Annotated in this window: 20 protein-coding genes; 3 read left to right on the top strand and 17 right to left on the bottom strand. The window is 69.8% G+C overall.

What is annotated here, in order from left to right:
* Complete coding sequence (locus tag ABD808_RS02845; protein WP_344889114.1) at window positions 1–393, bottom strand: VOC family protein; 393 nt, start codon at window positions 391–393, stop codon at window positions 1–3.
* A gap of 253 nt (window positions 394–646) precedes the next feature.
* A complete protein-coding gene (locus ABD808_RS02850; protein WP_344889117.1) occupies window positions 647–1438 on the bottom strand; it encodes a trans-aconitate 2-methyltransferase in 792 nt (263 codons plus the stop codon).
* Between the two features lie 130 nt (window positions 1439–1568).
* Here ABD808_RS02850 and ABD808_RS02855 point away from each other — a divergent pair, with 130 nt between their 5' ends.
* Window positions 1569–2384, top strand: a complete 816-nt coding sequence (locus ABD808_RS02855) for a patatin-like phospholipase family protein (protein WP_344889120.1) — start codon at window positions 1569–1571, stop codon at window positions 2382–2384.
* Window positions 2385–2392: 8 nt separating this feature from the next.
* On the opposite strand, the gene ABD808_RS02860 is transcribed toward ABD808_RS02855, so the two are convergent.
* From ABD808_RS02860 to ABD808_RS02870, 3 genes are read right to left on the bottom strand one after another with little or no spacing between them, the layout of a single operon-like run.
* Complete coding sequence (locus ABD808_RS02860; protein WP_344889124.1) at window positions 2393–3034, bottom strand: response regulator; 642 nt, start codon at window positions 3032–3034, stop codon at window positions 2393–2395.
* On the bottom strand, window positions 3031–4200 hold the full coding sequence (locus ABD808_RS02865; protein ID WP_344889127.1) for a sensor histidine kinase: 1170 nt from the start codon (window positions 4198–4200) through the stop codon (window positions 3031–3033). The genes ABD808_RS02860 and ABD808_RS02865 overlap by 4 nt, the downstream gene beginning before the upstream one ends.
* Window positions 4201–4209: 9 nt before the next feature.
* Window positions 4210–6363, bottom strand: coding sequence for an MMPL family transporter (locus ABD808_RS02870; RefSeq protein WP_344889130.1), 2154 nt, complete (start codon window positions 6361–6363; stop codon window positions 4210–4212).
* 139 nt (window positions 6364–6502) lie between these two features.
* Here ABD808_RS02870 and ABD808_RS02875 point away from each other — a divergent pair, with 139 nt between their 5' ends.
* Window positions 6503–6991, top strand: a complete 489-nt coding sequence (locus ABD808_RS02875; RefSeq protein ID WP_344889133.1) for a MarR family winged helix-turn-helix transcriptional regulator — start codon at window positions 6503–6505, stop codon at window positions 6989–6991.
* A 57-nt stretch (window positions 6992–7048) separates the two neighbouring features.
* Here ABD808_RS02875 and ABD808_RS02880 read toward each other — a convergent pair whose 3' ends face one another.
* Together ABD808_RS02880 and ABD808_RS02885 are read right to left on the bottom strand one after the other, a co-directional pair.
* Entirely contained in the window at window positions 7049–7297 is a 249-nt protein-coding gene (locus ABD808_RS02880; protein WP_344889136.1) for a DUF397 domain-containing protein, read from the bottom strand.
* Entirely contained in the window at window positions 7294–8154 is an 861-nt protein-coding gene (locus ABD808_RS02885; protein ID WP_344889139.1) for a helix-turn-helix domain-containing protein, read from the bottom strand. The genes ABD808_RS02880 and ABD808_RS02885 overlap by 4 nt, the downstream gene beginning before the upstream one ends.
* Before the next feature lie 215 nt (window positions 8155–8369).
* On the opposite strand from ABD808_RS02885, the gene ABD808_RS02890 reads away from it, so the two are divergent.
* Complete coding sequence (locus ABD808_RS02890; protein ID WP_344889142.1) at window positions 8370–8693, top strand: hypothetical protein; 324 nt, start codon at window positions 8370–8372, stop codon at window positions 8691–8693.
* A 78-nt stretch (window positions 8694–8771) separates the two neighbouring features.
* On the opposite strand, the gene fxlM is transcribed toward ABD808_RS02890, so the two are convergent.
* The 10 genes from fxlM to ABD808_RS02940 all read right to left on the bottom strand — a co-directional run bounded on the left by fxlM (window position 8772) and on the right by ABD808_RS02940 (window position 19119).
* Complete coding sequence (fxlM, locus tag ABD808_RS02895) at window positions 8772–9980, bottom strand: methyltransferase, FxLD system (protein ID WP_344889145.1); 1209 nt, start codon at window positions 9978–9980, stop codon at window positions 8772–8774.
* The gene (locus ABD808_RS02900; protein ID WP_344889148.1) at window positions 9977–11179 is read right to left on the bottom strand and encodes a lanthionine synthetase C family protein; all 1203 of its coding nucleotides are present in this window, start codon (window positions 11177–11179) and stop codon (window positions 9977–9979) included. Before ABD808_RS02900 ends, fxlM begins: the two co-directional genes overlap by 4 nt.
* Before the next feature lie 26 nt (window positions 11180–11205).
* Window positions 11206–11928: a thiopeptide-type bacteriocin biosynthesis protein gene (locus ABD808_RS02905; protein WP_344889575.1), complete on the bottom strand. Its 723-nt coding sequence runs from the start codon at window positions 11926–11928 to the stop codon at window positions 11206–11208.
* A gap of 10 nt (window positions 11929–11938) precedes the next feature.
* A complete protein-coding gene (locus ABD808_RS02910; RefSeq protein ID WP_344889151.1) occupies window positions 11939–14230 on the bottom strand; it encodes a lantibiotic dehydratase family protein in 2292 nt (763 codons plus the stop codon).
* Window positions 14231–14236: 6 nt separating this feature from the next.
* Entirely contained in the window at window positions 14237–15094 is an 858-nt protein-coding gene (locus ABD808_RS02915) for a helix-turn-helix domain-containing protein (RefSeq protein WP_344889154.1), read from the bottom strand.
* Window positions 15095–15628 (bottom strand): DUF6879 family protein, encoded by a 534-nt coding sequence (locus ABD808_RS02920; RefSeq protein ID WP_425548876.1) that lies wholly within the window; start codon window positions 15626–15628, stop codon window positions 15095–15097.
* Window positions 15603–15845 carry a hypothetical protein gene (locus ABD808_RS02925; RefSeq protein ID WP_344889160.1) on the bottom strand — a complete coding sequence of 81 codons (243 nt, stop codon included), beginning with the start codon at window positions 15843–15845 and terminating at the stop codon, window positions 15603–15605. Before ABD808_RS02925 ends, ABD808_RS02920 begins: the two co-directional genes overlap by 26 nt.
* A gap of 104 nt (window positions 15846–15949) precedes the next feature.
* The gene (locus tag ABD808_RS02930) at window positions 15950–17731 is read right to left on the bottom strand and encodes an ABC-F family ATP-binding cassette domain-containing protein (protein WP_344889163.1); all 1782 of its coding nucleotides are present in this window, start codon (window positions 17729–17731) and stop codon (window positions 15950–15952) included.
* A 92-nt stretch (window positions 17732–17823) separates the two neighbouring features.
* Complete coding sequence (locus ABD808_RS02935; protein WP_344889166.1) at window positions 17824–18018, bottom strand: hypothetical protein; 195 nt, start codon at window positions 18016–18018, stop codon at window positions 17824–17826.
* A gap of 162 nt (window positions 18019–18180) precedes the next feature.
* Window positions 18181–19119, bottom strand: a complete 939-nt coding sequence (locus ABD808_RS02940; protein ID WP_344889169.1) for a 4-(cytidine 5'-diphospho)-2-C-methyl-D-erythritol kinase — start codon at window positions 19117–19119, stop codon at window positions 18181–18183.
* Window positions 19120–19244 lie beyond the last annotated feature (125 nt).

Consider the following 19244-nt stretch of genomic DNA (forward strand, 5'->3'; position numbering starts at 1 on the left):
TCAGTGTGACGGCTGGAGGAATTCGAGGCGGTTCCCGACGGGATCGTCGGCGTAGACGCGCCGGTATCCGGGGAACAGTCCGTCCGGTGTGACGTCGTGTCCCGCCGCGCGGAGCCGTTCGGCGAGCTGGTCGATGTCGTGGACGATCAGCGCCGGATGGGCTTTGCGCGCGGGACGGAAGTCGTCCTCGATGCCCAGATGCAGTTCGACGTGATGGAACTCACCGCCGCGGCGCCCGCCGCTCCGGCCGCGGAACCAGGCCCCGCCCCGTTTGGCGAGTTCGGGCGGCTTGGGGATCTCCTCAAGGCCGAGGACGCCGCCGTAGAAGGCGCGGAGCGCGTCCTCGCTGCCGGGCGGGGCGGCGAGCAGGACGTGATGGACACCGATGATCATTCGCGGCTCCTCGTCGAGCGGCCGGTGGCGGCCCGGAGTTCGTCGGGGCCCGGCCACCGGCCAGGGGTCGCCGGTCACGGGTCACGAAACCGGGATTCTCGGACGCCGCCCGCCCTTCCGAGCCGACACACCGCAGGGGAACGATTCGCGTCCTCGGCATGGTCGGGCGGCATCTCGCGTGCGGATGCCTCGACTTATCTCGACATCAAGACATATGATGCTCGACCCCTATCTTGGTGTCAAGAATCTGGGGTCAGGAGTCGGCGCGGGCGGCGATCACGAAGATCCGGCGGAAGGGGAACACGGTGCCGTAGGGCGCGGCGGGGTAGGCCCGACTGAGCCGGTCCCGGTAGGCGGCGAGGAACTCGGCGGTCTCGGCCGGGTCCAGCGCGGACAGGACGGGACGCAGCGTGCTCCCCTTCACCCACTCCAGCACGGGATCCTCACCGTGCAGGACCTGCGCGTACGTCGTCTCCCAGGCGTCGACCGCGCAGCCGCGCCGGGTCAGGAGGTCGAGGTAGCCCGGCGGGTCGAGGACGGGCTCGTCCCGCTGGAACGCGCCGAGCTTGTCGCGCCACCGGTCCGACCGGGCCAGTTCGCGGAGCAGCACATGGCTGGGCGCGCCGAAGTTGCCGGGCACCTGGAAGGCGATCCGGCCGCCGGGGGCGAGCGCGTCCACCCACCGGGACAGCAGCGCGGGATGCTCGGGCAGCCAGTGCAGGACGGCGTTGCTGACGATGAGGTCGACGGGCCGCTCCGGCTCCCAGGCGGCGACGTCGCCGACGCGGAAGGTCAGCCGCCCCGGGATCTCCCGCCGCCGCGCCTCGGCGATCATGTCGGCCGAGCCGTCCAGCCCGTCGATGACGGCGTCCGGCCAGCGGGCGGCGAGGGTCGCGGTCAACTCCCCCGTCCCGCAGCCGAGATCGACGACGCTGGCGGGCCGGGCGTCACCGAGGCGTCCGACCAGCTCCCCGAAGGGCCGCGCGCGTTCCCCGCCGAACGCCTCGTACTGGGCGGGATCCCAGACCGTGTCTGTCCTTCCCATGTTCACCTCTCGCGCCTCAGTTGTCTCGATATCAAGATACAGCGTGCTCATCCACATATCTTGATGTCAAGAGTGCTACCCGCCCGCCCGGCGAACGAGCCCGATCCCCCCGGTCCCTAGGCTCGCCGCTATGACATCTGCCACCAAATTAGACGGATGGGCGCTGGTGCTCGGCCCCGGCGGCCCGGTCGGGACGGCCTGGCTCGCGGGCCTCGCCGCCGGAATGCGTCGGGCGGGCGTCGATCCGGCCACCGCCGACCTGATCGTCGGGACCTCGGCGGGCGCGATCGCCGGTGCGATGATCGCGACGGGACGCGACCTCGACGCCGTCGCCGAACTGCCGCCCCGCGACGGGTACCGTCCGCCCTCCGGCGAGGCGGTGATGGCCCGGGTCCTGGAGCTGACCCGCACTCCGGGCCTGGCACCGGACGAGGTCAGGCGCCAGATCGGGCAGATCGCCCTGGAGGCCGAGGCACTCCCCGAGGAACGCCATCGAGCCGGAATGGAGTTCCTCGTCGGCACGGACGCCTGGCCGGAGCGGCGGCTCCTCGTCACCGCCGTGGACGTCGAGTCGGGCGCCCCGGTCGTGTGGGACGGCGGCGTCCCCCTGACGGCGGCGGTCGCCGCCAGCAGCGCCGCCCCCGGGTTCGCCGAGCCCGTCACCGTCGACGGACGCCGCTACATCGACGGCGCCTTCGGCGGCGGGTCCAACGCGCACCTCGCGGCGCGCGCGGGCACGGTCGTCCTGGTCGAGCCCATGACGGCCATGCGGGACGCGGGCGCGCGGGCGGACGTCCGCATCGGCCCCGACGAACGGACGCTTGAGGTGTTCGGCGGCACCGTCACCGACGTCACGGGCTGGACGCCCGCCTACCGGGAGGGCGTTCGCCAGGGACCGGACGCGGCGCGGCTGATCGCGTCGAAGGTCGGCGCCACCGGCGCCTGAACGAGCGGTCAGGGCGCCGGACGGGAGATGAGCCCCAGATCGAGGGCGACCATGACGGCGTGGGTGCGGTCACTGACGTCGAGCTTCGCGAAGATCCGCAGAAGGTGCGTCTTCACGGTCGCCTCGGCGATGACGAGACGGCGCCCGATGTCGGCGTTGGACAGGCCGTCGGCGACGGCGTTGAGGACGTCGATCTCCCGCGCGGTCAACGCCACCGGGGCGGGCCGCCGCATCCGCGAGACGAGCCGCTCGGCGACGCGGGGCGCGAGGACGGTCTCGCCCCGTGCGGCGGAGTGGACGGCGTCGACGAGCTGGTCGCGGGTCGTGTCCTTGAGCAGGTACCCGATCGCGCCGGCCTCGATGGCGTGCTCGATGTCGGCGTCGGTGTCGTAGGTGGTGAGGACGAGCACGCGGGTGCCGCCCCGGCGGGTGATCTCGGCGGTGGCGGCGACGCCGTCCAGGACGGGCATGCGCAGGTCGAGGAGCGCGACGTCCGGGTGCAGGCGGTCGACGAGCTCGACGGCCTCGCGCCCGTTCCCGGCCTCGCCGACGATCTCGATGGTGGGTTCGGCGGCGAGCAGCGCGACGACGCCCGCGCGCATGACCGTGTGGTCGTCCACGATGATGATCCGGAGTCTGCCGTCGGTCATGTCACGCCTTCGGTGGGGATCAGGGCGAGGACGCGGGTGCCGTCGCCGGGTGAGCTGGTGACGGTGAGTTCGCCGCCCAGTTCGGCGAGGCGGCGGCGCATGCCGTCCAGGCCGAATCCGGTGGCCTCGCCGACCGTGAAGCCGCGCCCGTCGTCGGTGATCTCCAGTTCGACGCCGTGCGGGTGGTGTTCGAGGACGACGCCGACCGTGGTCGCGGCGGCGTGCTTGCGGACGTTGGCCAGCGACTCCTGTGTGCAGCGCAGGAGCGCGATCCGGGTCGTCTGGTCGCAGTCGACGTCGGGCAGGTCGGCGGTGACGGTGAGGCCGGTGTCCTCGGCGAACCGGTCGACGGTGCGGCGCAGCGCCCCGGCGACGGAGGCGTGCTCGCCCCCGCCCGGAACGGCGGGACCCCCGGCGCCCGAGGCGACCAGGACACGGGCCTCGGCGAGGTTCTCGCGGGCGGTCCGCTCGATCGAGCCGAGCTGCTGGGCGCTGCGGTCCGGGTCGGCGGCGATCCCGTTCCTGGCCGCCTCCGCCAGGACGACGATGGACGCGAACCCCTGCGCGAGGGTGTCGTGGATCTCGCGGGCGAGGCGTTCCCGTTCCTCGGCGGCGCCCTGCCGCCGCTGCGCCTCGGCGAGTTGCCGCTGGGTGGTCTCCAGGTCGGCGGTGAGGCGGCGGGCGTGCTCGTCGCGCTGCCCGACGACCCTCTGCATCCACAGCCCGAACAGGGCGGCGGCCGCGAAGCCGATGAGGGCGGCGATCTCGTTGCCGGTGGGGATCTGCCCGTCCGGTCCCTGCTTGACGGCGTTTCCGGCGACCGTGGCCACGGCGGCGGCGCCGCTCAGGACGACCGCGCGACGCGGGCCTCCCGCGAGGATCCAGAAGTGCGGGAGCGACAGGACCAGCAGGGACGCGGCGCCGTCCACCAGGTAGGAGACGGCGCCGATCCCGGCGATGAGCACGCCGAGGAACGCGTACCGGCGGACGGCGGCGTTCCCCGGAAACGTGCCGGTGATCGGGTAGGCGAGCGCGAGCACGGCCAGCAGGGACACGGTGGTCGACCTCGTCGTGTTCGGCTGGTCCCACACGGCGATGGCCTGCGGGACGAGTCCGAAGGTCATCCAGAGGGCGGCGTACCAGCGGAGGAGTGCCCGTTGCGCCATGCGGTCAGGTTATGGCCTGGACGGCCACCAGGTCCTCTCGCCGAGGAGCAGCATGAGCGAGGGCAGGATCACGATGCGGATGACGACGGCGTCCAGCAGGACCGCCACCGCCAGAGCGAAGCCCGTCTGCTTCATCTCCATGATGTGCAGGGCGACGAAGCTGGCGAACACGGTGACCATCACGAAAGCGGCGCTGGTGACGACGCCCGCCGAGCTGCGGATCCCGCCGAGCACCGCGTCCCGCGTGGACGCGCCCGCCTCCACGGCCTCCCTGATCCGGCTGATCACGAAGACCTGGTAGTCCATGGACAGGCCGAACAGGATCACGAACAGGAGCAGCGGGACGCGGGACGCGATCGACCCGGTGGAGGTGAAGTCGAGCGCGCCCTCCGCCCACGTCCCCTGGAAGACGAGGGTGAGCAGGCCGAGCGAGGCGCCCGCCGACAGCAGGTTCAACAGCACGCCGACCATGCCGAGCACGACCGAGCGGAACGCCCACACCGTCATCGCGAACGTCACCAGCAGCAGCGACCCGATGATCATGGGGAGCTTGTTCTCCTGGTGCTCGGGATAGTCGGTGTAGCGGGCGACGTCGCCGGTGACGGCGACCTCGGCCCCGGTCCTCCCGACGGTCTCGGGGACGTACTCGTCGCGGAGCGACCTGAGGGACGACAGCGCCTCGTCCGTGCTGCCGTAGTGCGGGACGGCGAGCTTGAGGAGGCTGATCCGGCCGTCCGGTGAGGTGCTCAGCTCGGACGTGCCCGCGAAGTGCTCGTCGCCCTTGGCGCGCTCGGCGAGGGCGGTCAGGGCGGCGGTCACCTCGTCCGCCTGACCGGGGTCGGCGCGGACGACGACCCGATGCGTCGTCTTCAGCTCGGGAAACGCCGCGTTCAGCCGGTCGTAGGTCCGCATGGCCGGGATGGCGCGCGGATGGGTCTCGCGTCCCATGTCGGTCAGGTCGAGGCTCAGCAGCGGCGCGGCGAGGGCGAGCATCACCAGGAGACCGATGGCGAGTGTCACGGCGGGACGACGCTCGACGGGACGCAGCATCGCCGTCGTGATCCGGCCCTCCCCCTTCGACCTCATCCGCCGAGGAGCCTTGCCACGACGGGCGCGGCGTTCGGCGCGGCGCTCCGCGCGCTGGCCCAGCTTGGCGAGCAGCGCGGGCAGGATGGTCAGCGAGCTGGCGACGGCGACGAGCGTGACGACGATCGCGCAGGTGGCGATGGAGGAGAAGATGACGTCGTCGGCGAGGAAGAGCGTGGCGCTGGAGACGGCGACCGCGAGCCCCGACAGCACGACGGCGCGTCCCGACGTCGCCGCGGCCAACTCCACGACGGCCTGCGGGGAGAGCCGCCCACCCGACCTGGCCCGCTCCTCCCGTTCCCGCTTGAGGTAGAAGAGCGTGTAGTCGACGCCGACGGCCATGCCGATCAGCAGGATCATGCTCGCGCCGATGCCGACGTCCGGGAAGACGTGCGAGGCGAGCATCGACAGGCCGATGGACGCCACGATCGACGTCAGGGCCAGCAGGATCGGCACCACCGCGAGCGACACCGACCCGAACACCACCAGCAGCGTGATCAGCGTGATGGGCAGCGCGATGACCTCGGTGCGCGACAGGTCCTCGCCGCGCAGCTCGTCGATGCCCTTGCTGATGGACCCCCCGCCGGTCTCCTCCACCCGGACGCCGGGATGCGCGTCCCGCACCTCGGCCGTCTGCGCGAGCAGCGGGTCGACGTGCTTCTTACCGTCGCGTTCGGGGCCGCGCAGGGCGATCTCGACGCGGACCGCGGTCCCGTCCTTCGACCGGATCGGCGCGGACACCGACTCGACCTCGGGGAGCCGCTTCATCCGGGCCGCGGCGTCGCGGGCGGCGGCGTCGGCGGCGCGCACGTCCAGCGCGCCCGTGCCGGGCCGCGCGGTGATCAAGATGTGCTCGTCGGGCTTCTGCTGGAGTCCGCCTTCGGTGGCCATCGCCTCGGCCCGGCCCGCCTCGCCGATCCAGAAGTCCTCGGTGGCGGCGGCCCGCCCGCCGACGGAGATCCCGGCGCCGAGACAGATCATCACGAACAGGAACCATCCGGCGATCGACCGCCAGGGGTGCCCGGCGCTCCACCGGGCCGCGCTCGTCGTCAGCGTGCGCACTGAGGGGTTCGTCATGCTGGAAATGCTCGTCGCGGGCCCCCTGCCCGCATGAGGCTCGATCGGCTGAACCTCGCGTCCACCGATCGGTGGACCCCGGCACATTCGTCCCGATCAGGACGCGCTCGCCGGAGATCGGCGAAGGTAGGGTGGCGGGATGCGGGATGAGGTGGACGGGCTCGTCGAGGCATGGCGGTCCGAGCGTCCGGACCTGGACGTGCGGCCGTTGCAGGTCCTCAGCCGGGTCTCCCGCCTCGCCCGGCATCTCGACCGCGCGCGGCGCGCCGTGTTCGCCGACCACGACATCGAGTCGTGGGAGTTCGACGTGCTCACCGCGCTGCGCCGTGCCGGAAGCCCGTACCAGCTCAGTCCGGGGCGGTTGCTGCGGGCGACGCTGGTCACGTCCGGGACGATGACGAACCGCATCGACCGGCTCGCGGCGGCCGGGCTCGTGGAGCGGCATCCCGACCCGCAGGACAAGCGCGGCGTCCAGGTGCGCCTCACCGAGGCCGGGATGACCCGGGTGGACGCCGCTTTCGCCGACCTCCTCGAACGCGAGCAGGTCATCCTGGACGGCCTCAGCCCCGCCCAGCGCGAAACCCTCGCCGACCTCCTCCGCACCCTCCTGATCCCCTTCGACGTGTAACGGCCGGACAACGACCAAGTGGATTAGTCACCGAGCCATGCTTGGAAGCGCGACCCGTCAGGCGAAGAAGTCGAACTCTCCAGCGCGAACACCCTGGAGAAAAGCGTCCCATTCAGCGCGGGTGTAGACGATCAGTTCGGCGTCGGGGCGGCGGCTGTGGCGGACGGCGACGCGATCGGTGCCGTCATCCAACGGCCCCGCCTCCACACACGACCCACCGTTGGAGGGGCTGAAACTACTGATGTGCCAGCCAACGCGCGCCCGATCACTGGGCCCGAGAGCGTCGCGCGGCTTGGGGCTGCTCATCGCCAATCCTCTGCCTTCGCATTGATCAAGTTCAAGGATTCGACCGGCCCGAGGGCCAGGTCTTTACGGACATCGTACGCATGGACGTAAGCGTCGAGGTCCGGCGTTTCCACGTAGACACCGCCTGACAGCGTCTCGGTGTAGGCCACGTCCGGGAACGGGTCCGGCATCTCGAAGAGCACGAACGCCCCGCCCGGCGTAGCAGGCGTGCCCGCGTCGAGCGGCAGGACCCGCACGTCGATTGATGGGAGGGCGGCGACTTCCGCAAGATGACGAAGCTGGGCGGCCATTGTCGCCCGGGTGCCTACCCGGCGACCCAACACTGCTTCATCGAGAACCATCGACAGGTTCGGGCCGTCCTCGGCGCCGATGATGCGCTGACGGGTCAGCCTCAGTTCCAACCACCGCCTCACCTGCTTGTCGTCAGCGCCAGGTTCATGGGCGCGGATGACACGCTCGGCATATTCGGGCGTCTGAAAGAGACCGTGGACAACGATCGCCTCGTAGACCCGAATCCAGGACGTGCGCGTCTCCAACCACGCGTAGTCCACGAATGTGCCCTCGACATCCTTGGCGTAGCCGTCCCACCAGCCCTTCTGCCAGATGTCCGCGCTGAAATACAGCAGCGTCTCACGGTGCTCGCGCTTGGAGACGCCGTACAGGTCGAGCATGGCGAGCAAGTCCGGACGGCGGATCGGGTAGAAGCCGGTCTCGAATCGGCTGACCGTGCCGACGTCGCGTTGGAGGTAGTCCGCGACCTCCTTCAGCAACAAGCCGTTCTCCTCGCGCAGTTCGCGGAGATGCTGGCCCAGCCAGTGGGAGCGAAGAGTCACGCGCTGGCGTTTCGCAGGGGGCATGTCCAAGATTCCTGTCTCAAATGTCTTATCTGGCCGATATGTGCACAACCAAAATTCGCGAACAACTTGTTCGATCATCGGTTGAGTGGAATCGTACCAACCGTGCGAGCGTCGTCACGGCGAGTCGCCAAGAAGAGATACAGAAAGGGGCCGGGGCGGCCCTCGCGTTCCAGCAACAGACCGTCCCGGCCCCAGCCGCTCGGAAGGGAGCACCGTTGACCAGTGTCCATAAATCCGAAGCCCTGTCTGTTTACCATGACGACTACCACGTCGGCATCCCAGGCATGAACCCCCGGTACGCGGTGGACCTCGCCCGGCGCGTGCCCGAGGTGAGGCGGCCCGGCCTGTTCCTGCTGACGTTCGGCATGCACGAGTTGGACGAGGAGGACCCGCAGGTCATCGGCTACGGGCTCGCCATGCCGGACGGCCCGATCGTCACGGTCGGCACCTCCTACAGGGGGTTCTCGGTCTTCCGCGACGCCGGCCGCGTGTCCTACGTCACGGGGGCCGATCCCCTCTGGCTGTCGCTCGCAGAGTGATCACACACTGCGGATAGGCCCAGGACAACGTGAGGCCCGCGCCGCTCTCCGCTAGGAGGGCTGCGCGGGCCGGTTCGCTTAATAGGAGATGGAGATCCGAGTGTTCGGCTTGTCAATGATCAGCCGGGAAGGGATCTTCGCGGCCGGGGTTCCTGCGAGATAGATCGTTATGGTCGGCGTAATGGTTCGGTTCGCACCCCAGGCACAGATCTGGTCACGGAATCGGTGGGCTAGTTGGGCTCCTTTGGGGCCGTGGCCGATGGCTCCGAGTTCAGACCGGGGTCCGTCGGGGTGGTGAGGCATGCGCCGCAAGGCGAAGTACGCCAGTGAGGAGCCTTCTGCGATGGCAGGGCTGCGGCTGAGTATGCCGGGAGTGCAGAGGCCGAGTTCAGAGGCTGCTTGGGCGGCGGTGATGCGGCATGTTCCGGGTTCGGTGGCGGCGAGGCGGAGCCAGACTCCGTCGAAGGGCTCCTCGTTGCCGACGAACTCGCCTGACCAAGCTTCGGTCCTGGGCTGGACGAGGACATCAGCGAGCCCGCCGGGGTCGATGTCCTGGTCTGGATCCCAGTAGAGGCTGACGAGTCCATCGGGGTCAATGGCGGCGGTGCGTTCTCCGTCATGGCCGATCATGGGGATGAACCCGCAGAGTTCGGCGGTGTCGGAGATGAAGGTGTCGCCTTCGAGGGTGAGGCCGAGGCTGCGCGTGGTGCCGCGGAAGCGGAGGGGCACGAGAAGGCGGCCTCTGGGGAGAAGCTGTTCGCGCCAGGCCGGGTAAACGTCGGGCGCACCGACGGTGACGATGATGCCGTGGTACGGGCCATGGGCTTGGTCGCCGAGTGCGCCGTCTCGGGTGATCACCTCCACGTCGGGGTATCCGGCGGCGTGGAGTGCGGCGCGTGCGTGAGCCGTGACGCCGGGGTCGTGGTCAATGGTGGTGACGCTGCCGGTCGGGCCGACGAGTTCGCGGAGGTACGCGGCGTTGATTCCGGTTCCGGCAGCGATCTCCAGGACGTTGTGACCGAGCTGGGGGCGAAGCTGGTCGAGCATCGTGGCGACGAGAGTGGGGACCGAGGAGCAGCTACCGATCGCCCCGCCGTCGTCGCGCTTGATGACGACGGCTTTGTGCGGGTCGTAGACCTCTTCCAGGTTGGCGTCGGGGAGGAACGGCTCGCGACGAACCGCAGCCATCGCGTCGAGGACGCGAGTGGTCCGGGAGCCGCTCGCCTGGACCTCGGCGATCATGCGGTCACGGAGTTCCTCGGCCAGGTGGTCGGTCGTGGTGCTCATCGGTCCCTCTCTTGGCGGTTCATCACGACGTGGGGCGCGGCTTTGGGTCCGCCGTCCAGCAGAAGGCAGGCATCCCAGGGCAGGGGCCGAGAAGTGCCGCGGGCCAGCGTGTGCCGGACGAGCTCGACACCGGCGGCCCCTTCGAGCAGACCGCAATGGCCGGGTGGATCGGCGTTCAGCCGACGATCCATCCCATCGATCAGGCGAGGGAGCTGTCCGGCGAGACGGCTGTCGTCGGCGTCCTTCGCGGTTCGCCAGACGACCTGGAGCAGCCCTGCCCAGCCGTGGCAGATCGAGGTGTCGGATAGAAGAGCCAGCTGACGCTCGTCGGTGACGCACTCGTACAGTAGCTGCTCAGCGGTTCGCTTGCGGCCCTGGTCATCGAGGGCGATACCCGCGAGCTGTTGCGCGCGAGCGATGCCAGGCGTGCCGTAGCACCAGGAAGGGCGTTCGGCGGTACGGCCGGTGGGAGCCCCCGACGTCCAATCGGTAAGGGACACGACGCCGGGCCAATGGTCACCGCCTGCCTGTGCTCGATCGAGGGCCGAGCAGATTCGGGCAACCGCCTCGGGCTGTCCGGAGACGCTAACGCCGCTCATCATCGCGGCCGACAGGAACGCCAGCGGGCCACCGATCCCGTGTGCCATTCCGAAGTTGCCGTGGCCGTCCGGCCAGTCAGGCGACTCTTCGTCGCTGAGCCCGTTCGCCGACCACCAGCCGGGAACCTCAATATCACCGATCTTCAACGGCCCGGTCAGCCTGACCAGGTAGCCGAGCACATCGGCGAGCAGGTCGCCGCCTTGCCCGCGTAGCAAGAGGTAAGCCCCGAAGCCGGTCAAACCGCTGATCAGGTCGAACTCGCTCAACGCGGGAAGACACCCGCGGTCGATGCGATCACGCGCGAGGCCCAGCCGTTCGCGGACGAGCGCCTCGATATGGCCGTCCAGATCACGCAGCACGGGTCCGTAGGCGGGTTGTCCGGCCACGGTGAGGAGGTAGGCGATCGCCGGGGCACCAAAGAACAGTCCGGCGGTGTCACCTGCGGTCACCTCGTCGTGGGTGGCGGCCTTGACCCAGGCGTGGACGGTGTCCCAATGGCCGATGCGGTCGTGGACACGTTCAACATGCAGGAGCGCGATCCCGGCCGCGCCCCGTGCCAGCGATTGGCCAGGCTCGGTGGCCTGGGCTGGCGGGAACATCGTCCTTCTTAGTGGTCGGGGAAATGTCAAAGACACCCGCCCTCCCGATGCCGGGCAGCGAGCGCGACGGCGCGGGCCAGGCGTCGGCACCGCCGTTCGCTCTCGTGGTCGAGCCCAACGACTCGAATGTGATGCATGTGGAGGAGCGAGGCGAGGACGGCGTCCGAGTCCTGATCAACGGTCAGGGCCGCGTGGTAGGCGCCCAACGCCTCTCGGCGCTCAGCCCACGCCGCCGCGAGGTTCCCGCCGTCCGGCAGAGCACGGATCGCGTCCGGGGCGGTCAGGGCCAACACCTGATGACGGTCCTCCCGCGATACCGGCGCCGGCTCGTCCGTGTGGGCGCGGTCCAGCAGCCACCGCATTCCGTCGGTGCCGGCGAAGCCTCGCACGATGTCCACGAAGCTCGCGGCGACGAGAGCCGTGGGGCGCGCGGCGGTCTTGGGGACTTGGAGCTGGAGAATCGCAGCGCGTGAGTCCACCGCGAACACCTTTTCGGCTGCGGCCAAAACGGTCCCGGTCCCGTACCTGCCGGCCTCGGGATAGTAGGTGTCCAGTTCGAGGTGTCGCAGGACGCCCGTGGACCGCAGCCACGCCGCCATAAGGCCGAGAGCGCCCACGCACCTGCCGTACTCGGTGGCGTCGGAGGTGCGAATCCTCAACCGGATGTGATCGCTCTCCGACCGGGACCTGTACCGGATGAACCACCAAAGGGGCGTGCCGTCCCGTTCCGCCGTAACGCCTTCGATCAGGCGAGGGAGATCATCTGACGATGAGCTGGGATTGAAGGTCTGGGTGGATGAACAGCTTGGCGAAGAGCCATCCGCCGGATGGCGTCGCGGGGAGAGAGCCGTGAGTGGCGAAGTCCAGGAGCGGTCGACGGCGCGCGCCGAGCGGAGACGGCGCAGATGGGCGACGCCGAGTAAGAGGGACGGCGATCTCGTGGGCGTGTCCGTTCAGCCATCCGTAGTCGCGGATGGCGTCGGCCTCGGTGAGGACAGCGTCACCGGTCTTGCCGAGGTGCTCGCGGAGGATGGCAGCGTGAGCGTCCCTGGTGAGGTCGAGCCTCAGCGTCCGGTCTGCGTCCCGGAGTTCGACCGTGTCCGGCAGTCGGTACCGGCGTGCCCAGTCCGCGAGGACCGCGCGCCATTCCGTCCACACCGCACCTGCCGGAGCGAGGTCGGTCGCGTAAACGCGCCAACGCGCAGGCGACAGTACACAGCGGCCGTAGCGAACACGTGGCAGAGCGCGGAACTCCTCGGCAGGACCCCAGTCGAAGGCCGTGTATCCCGCGGAGAAGGCGCGCGGAAGATGAGCGAGGAACCGTGCGAGCGGCGGTGGCTGCTTCTCCAGCCGGAGCGCGTGGAAGACCTGCGGCTCCACTGGGCAGTGCCGCGAGATCCACACCAGACGCAGTCGCCCCCAGTCCGCTGTGACGGCGAGGTCTCCGATGCCGATCAGTCCCCTGGTGGACGGGTCTTGGTGCTCGCCCAGGAGGATGACGTGGTCGAGGAAGAGCGGGACACGCGCGATGTTCTCCGCGTGCGGGTAGGCGGGCGGGAACGAGAGTTGGGCGGCAACGGCGTCGGCGTCCCCCATGGGCACGGATGCGATCGTCCCACGCAGCCCCTCCGATGCGTCGTCGATGAACCGGCCCGTCATCGTCCCTGCGGCTCGTGCCGGTCGGACCACGAGGGTGAAGTCGCCCGTGTCCAACGCTGTCCGGGAACTGGCGAGGACCCGTGCGCATAGTTCTACGTGGGGCGGCGTCCGCACAGCCGTGACCTCGGCCGGTGCGAGGTCACGGACCGCACCATCGGACAGGACGATCTCACCGGAACCCTCGGCGGTGCTCTCGTGGAGGAGCGCGAGGAGCCTCCGGTCCCGCTCAGACGGCCCAGCGGCCTCGGGCGGCTCGAACGACGAACCGGGATAGCCCGCGGGCAGCCCCAGACCAAGGTCAGGGTGGACCAACTCAGTCAACGGGACGAGGGTGCCGACGCCGTACCTGTCCAGGAAAGCGGCCAGGTAATCGCGCCAGACCTCGTGTCCGGCAGGCCGCGCGGTCAACCGTAGGAGCACCGAGGCCGCCTTTTCCATCTCCCGCCCGACCGACTCGGGAAGCGTCAGATCCGCGTCGAGGCGAAGGTCCGACGCCAGCGGACCCCGAAGCGTCTTCGCCTGGTCACGCATCCGAACAGCGAGCGGCGCGCGCACGAGGCGACTGCTCGCCCCGTCCAACTCGTTGTGCATCGCCACCTGGGAATGAATCGCGTGCAGTCCCGAGAGCGTGGACGCCACCGCCGACACTTGGTCGGCGCCCACCGCCTCAAGCCGTTCGAGAAGGTAACCGAGCGGATTCACGATGACGGACGGTGCCCGGAGGCACGTCACGAGGAATCCCTCGGTCACTAAACAGCCGATCATCGAAGTGACACTCGCGCGCGGCACTGAGACGAATTGTTCGGCGAGAACGTCTGCCAGCGCACCCGCCACGATCGGAGACCGCGCGGCCTCCAACGCGGATCGAACGGCGACCGTATAGGGAACTTCGACATGGCCCTGCCCGCGCCGTAGGCACAGCCGGTCGAACCGAACCTGGTTGAGGCTGTTGGCCACGACGGGGAGCCTGACGAGAAGCTCCGGGCACCCCTCCAGGCGAGTGATCACGCTCGCCAGCCACTCACCGTCCGGGCGGACGATGAGCCGATGCCGATCGCTCCACCGCACCGCCGCGCCCTGGCCGAACCTGACCTCTGCCACCCCGGCGAACAGGCCGAACGGCGTCGGCCGTCCCGACTCTCGTAGCAGGTACCGGACCATCGAGAGCGTTGCCTTCCGGACGGCCTTCGGCTTTGCGGTCTCCCCTCGCAGGATCCGCTGGACCTGACCGGCGAGCGTCGGGCTCGCGAGAGCGACCGACTCCGCGAGCTCAGCGCGGTTCCATACCAGATCCAGCCAGGATCGCCACGACTCCACTGAGCCGCCGATGAGATCCGGCCAGTTCTCCGGCGTCGCACCGACGGGCAGGCGCGCGGCAGGGAACTTGCTCAAACTTGCTTACGAATCCAGGGCAGAACGCGCGGAGGCGATGAGGGAACGCGCCTCAGCACCGAACGCCGCGATGCCGGCGAGTTCCTCGAAGGTTCGTACATAGAGCCGCACCTCGTGGAAGTCCACGAGGTTGAGCTGCGCGGACACCGTCTCAACGAGCGCCTCGACGTCGTCGTAGATCCAGAATCCTTCGACGGGATAGATGGGACGGTCGGCGTTCATCGGGATGACGCCGAAGGATACGTTGGGCTGGTTGACAATGGGCAAAAGGTGCTCAAGCTGCTCGGCCATCATCTCCGAGTCGCCCAATCGTGACCGGAGCGCGGTCTCCTCGACGAGGAATGCGAACCGGCGGCCGTGCTCTTGGAGGAGGCGCGTTCTCGCCACGCGGGCCGCAGCGGCCTCCGCGATGTCCGAGGTGACCTGGTAGAAGCGGGACACCATGCCCAGGACCGCCTCTCCGTAAGAGGCGGTCTGACACAGGCCTGGGATGACTCCGGGCTCATAGACCTTGAAGTGGCGCGTACGTGACCACAACGGCATGAAGGAGTGCTGCACGTTGGTCAGGCCGCCTCGCATGGCACGGCGCCATTCGACGTAGGCCTTGTCCGCGCGACGGTTCAGCCGGATCACACCGTCGGCCTCGGCTTCAGTGCCGCATGCTCCGCACCAGGCCCGGATGTCGTCGTCGGAGACACCCTGCTTCCCGGCCTCGACCTTCGAGACCTTGGACTCGTGCCAGCCGCAGGCCAAGGCGAGCGCGCGGGCGGTCAGCTTGGGCACGACATCGAGTCGCATGTCTCGAAGCCGTCCGGCGACGTCCTCGCGAGCCGCTTGGACCGATGACGACGGGTGGACGGCCACTTAAAGGTGAAATTCCCCGTGATCGGTGGCGAGTGCCCAGACGGTCTCGAACGAAGCCCGGCAGAGATTCACCGCTGCCGGATCATCGGTCGTCTCGACCCCGAGCCACTCGCCGTCGCCGGTGAAGTGGTTCCACACGACCGTCTCGTCGAACATCCAGAAGTCGTTCCCCGGCAGGGTGAGCATCGACGCTCTCCGCCGAGGCAGCCAGCGCACCTGCTCGCCTGCCGCTATGTTGAAGCCGCCGGTCACCGCATGTAGCCACGCCATATAAGGGCTGACCGGATCGGTCGAGACGATTCGCGCGCGTCGTACCTCGATCCCGCGCTCGACGGCCTCGGCGACCATGGACATCCAGACCTCGTCGCCCTCGACGGGAGCCACGTATGGCGGACGCCCGTCGGCCAGCCATTGATCGAACTGCTCGTCGGCCATGTAACCGTCGCGCATCTCCAGATGCACGGCTGACCTCTGAGTCTTCCCGAACAGGTTCGGGAAGAAGGCGCCGTCAGGCGGAACGAGCCCTGATGACATCGATCGCCTCCATGATCTTCGCCACGAGATGCGGGGGCACCCGCACGGACGACTCATTGGGCATGGTCCGGCTGTGTCTGTCGATGATGGCGAGCGTCTCGGGATCGGTCTCGGTGATCCCCTGGAAGACCAGCTCATTGGTCTCATCGTCTACGAACACGGCCGGGCTGCCGCCTGCCTTCGAATTATCGTCCTTGCCGAAGAAGATCAGGGCCACCGTCGTCTCCTCAGCTTCGAGAGTGCGCGAACTCGCGCACAGGTGGCTTCGCCTCGGTCCTCGCCACCTAAACGGGCTTGACCGAGGACGGCCATCGGCTCGCGTCAGCCGAGGTCCTCGGCGAGCATCAGCCATTCCTCCTCGACGTCGGCGGCCTCGGCCTGGAGCTGCTTCAGCCGTCCGTCGAGTTCCTGGAGCTTGGCGTAGTCGGTGGCGTGCGCGGCGAGCTGTTCGTGCAGGTCGGCCTGCTGTCCGGCGAGCTTCTCCAGGCGGCGTTCGAGCCGGTCCAGCTCCTTGCGGGCCTTCCAGTCCTGCCCGGACTTCGGTTTGGGCGCCGGTGCGGCCTTGCCGGGGGCGGGAGTCGCGGGCTTCACCCGCGCGGGCCCGGGGGCGTTCCCGGCGGCGCGGCGTTCGAGGTACTCGTCGACGCCGCCAGGCAGCATCGACACGCGGCCGTCGCCGAGCAGCGCCATGACGTGGTCGGTGACACGCTCCAGGAAGTACCGGTCGTGGCTGACCACGACGAGCGTCCCCGGCCAGCCGTCCAGGATGTCCTCGACCTCGGTGAGGGTCTCGATGTCGAGGTCGTTGGTTGGCTCGTCCAGTAGGAGGACGTTGGGCTCGCCCATCAGGAGCCGGAGCACCTGGAGGCGGCGCCGCTCCCCGCCGGACAGGTCGCCGATGGGCGTCCACTGCCGGTCGCCGGGGAAGCCGAGACGTTCCAGGAGCTGGCTCGCGGTCCAATCGCGCTTGCCGACGGTGATGCGGCGGCGGATCTCCTCCACCGACTCCAGGACGCGCCGGGACGGATCCAGGTCCTCCAGGTTCTGCGTCAGATGCGCGAGCTGGACGGTCTGGCCCCGCACGACCCTGCCCGCCACCGGGGTGACGGAGCCGTCCAGCAGGCGCAGCAGGGTGCTCTTGCCGCTGCCGTTGACGCCGACGAGCCCGACGCGCTCGCCGGGGCCGAGGCGCCAGGTCATGCGTTCGAAGATGGTGCGGCCGGGCTCCCCCACCCGGACGGTGACGTCCTCCAGGTCGTGGACGGTCTTGCCGAGCCGCGCGGTCGCGAACTTGGTCAGCTCCACCGAGTCGCGCGCCGGGGGCTCGTCGGCGATGAGCGCCTGCGCGGCGTCCACCCGGAACTTCGGCTTGGACGTGCGGGCCTGCGGGCCGCGCCGCAGCCACGCCAGCTCCTTGCGGAGCAGGTTCTGCCGCTTGGACTCGGTCGCGGCCGCGATCCTGGAGCGTTCGGCCTTCGCGAGGACGTAGGCGGAGTAGCCGCCGTCGTAGCGTTCGACGGCGCCGTCGACGACCTCCCACGTCCGGTCGGTGACCTCGTCCAGGAACCAGCGGTCGTGGGTGACGACGAGCAGCGCGGCCCGGCGGGACGTGAGGTGCCGCGCCAGCCACGCGATCGCCTCGATGTCGAGGTGGTTGGTCGGCTCGTCCAGCAGCAGCAGATCGGACTCGGGGACGAGGAGCCGGGCCAGCGCGACGCGGCGGCGCTCCCCGCCGGACATGCCCGCGAGCGGCGCGTCCAGGTCGAGGTCGGCGATCAGACCGCCGAGGACGTCGCGGACGCGGACGTCGCCCGCCCACTCGTGCTCGGCGCGGTCGCCCAGCACCACGGACCGGACCGTGGCCCCGTCGGGGAACTCGTCCCGCTGCGTCAGATGCCCGAGCCGCAGGCCGCGCGCGTGCGTGACGCGCCCGCCGTCGGGCTCGGTCTCCCGCGCGAGGACGGACACCAGGGTGCTCTTGCCGCCGCCGTTGCGCCCGACGACGCCGACGCGGTCACCCTCGTCGAGCCCGAGCGACACGGCGTCGAGCAGCGGCTTCGGCCCGTAGGCCTTGCTGACGTTCTCAAGGTTGATCAGATTCACGACGCCCCCAGCCTATTGGCTGCGGCGAGCCCCCAGGAAAACCAGCGCCCCCGGACGATCAGCGTCCCCGAACGATCAGCGTCCCCGAGAGATCAGTGCACGGCGGGTGGTGTGGTCTGGCCGCTCTCGGCGGGGGCGGCCAGGGCGGCGGCGGCTTGCGCGCGGCCCGCGACGACCAGGGCGGGCGCGTTGCGGCGCATGTCCCGGTCGCGGCGGATCGCCAGCAGCACGAGTGTCGTCATCATCGCGATGGCCACGAGGCCCAGCAGCCCGGACAGGTATGTCATCGCTCCACCTCGCCAGCGGAATCGGCGCCTGAGGAATCGCTGTCACGGGTACAAGACGTCCACCGTGAGCAAGAAGTTCGCTTGTGTGACGAGCGCACCTACCCTTTTCTATTAGGAAACCTTCTTGTTGGGAAGCGGATTCGCCACATCCCCGGAGACTTCTCACAAAGCCGCGGCGCCCGGGACGGGGCCGTGCGCGCGCAGCACCTGCTCGGCGACGCCCGCGCCGTCCATCGACTCCGCGAGCTCGACCGCCTCCGCCTCGGTCTCGGCGAGGAACGCGCAGGTCGGGCCGGAACCGGACACCAGGGCCCCAATCGCCCCGAAGCCGAGCCCCGTGTCCAGGACCTCGGCGAGCGACGGCCGCAGCGACAGCGCGGCCTCCTGAAGGTCGTTGGTCAGCGCCGCTCCGAGCCCCTGCACGTCACCGGTGGCGAGCGCGGTCATCAGCCCCTCGGAGACCCGCGGCGGCGCGGCGGCCTCCCCCATCTCGGCTCTGATCCGGTCGCATTCGGCGTAGACGGCGGGCGTGGACAGGCCGCCGTCGGCGGTCGCGAACACCCAGTGGAAGGTTCCCCGGGTGAGCGCGGGGGTGAGCCGCTCGCCCCGTCCGACCCCGACGGCGGTGCCGCCGAGGACGGCGAACGGCACGTCGCTGCCGAGTTCCGCGCCGAGTTCCATGAGGTCGTCGCGGGTGAGGGCGGGCTGGTCTCCGGCGACGGCCTGCGACCGGTCGTCCCACAGCCGGGCACAGGCGATCAGCGTGGCGGCCGCGTCGGCGCTGCCGCCCGCCATGCCGCCCGCGACGGGGATGGCCTTGCGGATCCGGATCGCCACACGGGGTTCGACGCCGAGGCGCGCGGCGACGATCCCGGCGGCTTTCGCCGCGAGGTTGTCGCCGTCGACCGGGACGCCGTCCACCCGCACCCGCGAGTACGGCGCGGCCTGGACCCGCACCTCCAGCTCCGGGGCGGGCTCGACGGTCACCTCGTCGAACAGGGAGACGGCGTGGAACACGTTGACGAGATCGTGGTAGCCGTCGTCGCGGATCGGTCCGACGCCGAGCTGAAGGTTGACCTTCGCCGGCACACGTACGCTCACTGCGGTCACGTCCGAAACCCTAAGGCCTCGGTCGGCGTACTCGGGGCCTTGACGATCATGCCGAAACGGCGCCGCCCTCGCGCCGCCGAGCACGAACGGGGCGCCGCCGTCCAGTCCGCCGGCGC

Source organism: Actinomadura meridiana, assembly GCF_039537545.1.
Lineage (GTDB): Bacteria > Actinomycetota > Actinomycetes > Streptosporangiales > Streptosporangiaceae > Spirillospora > Spirillospora meridiana.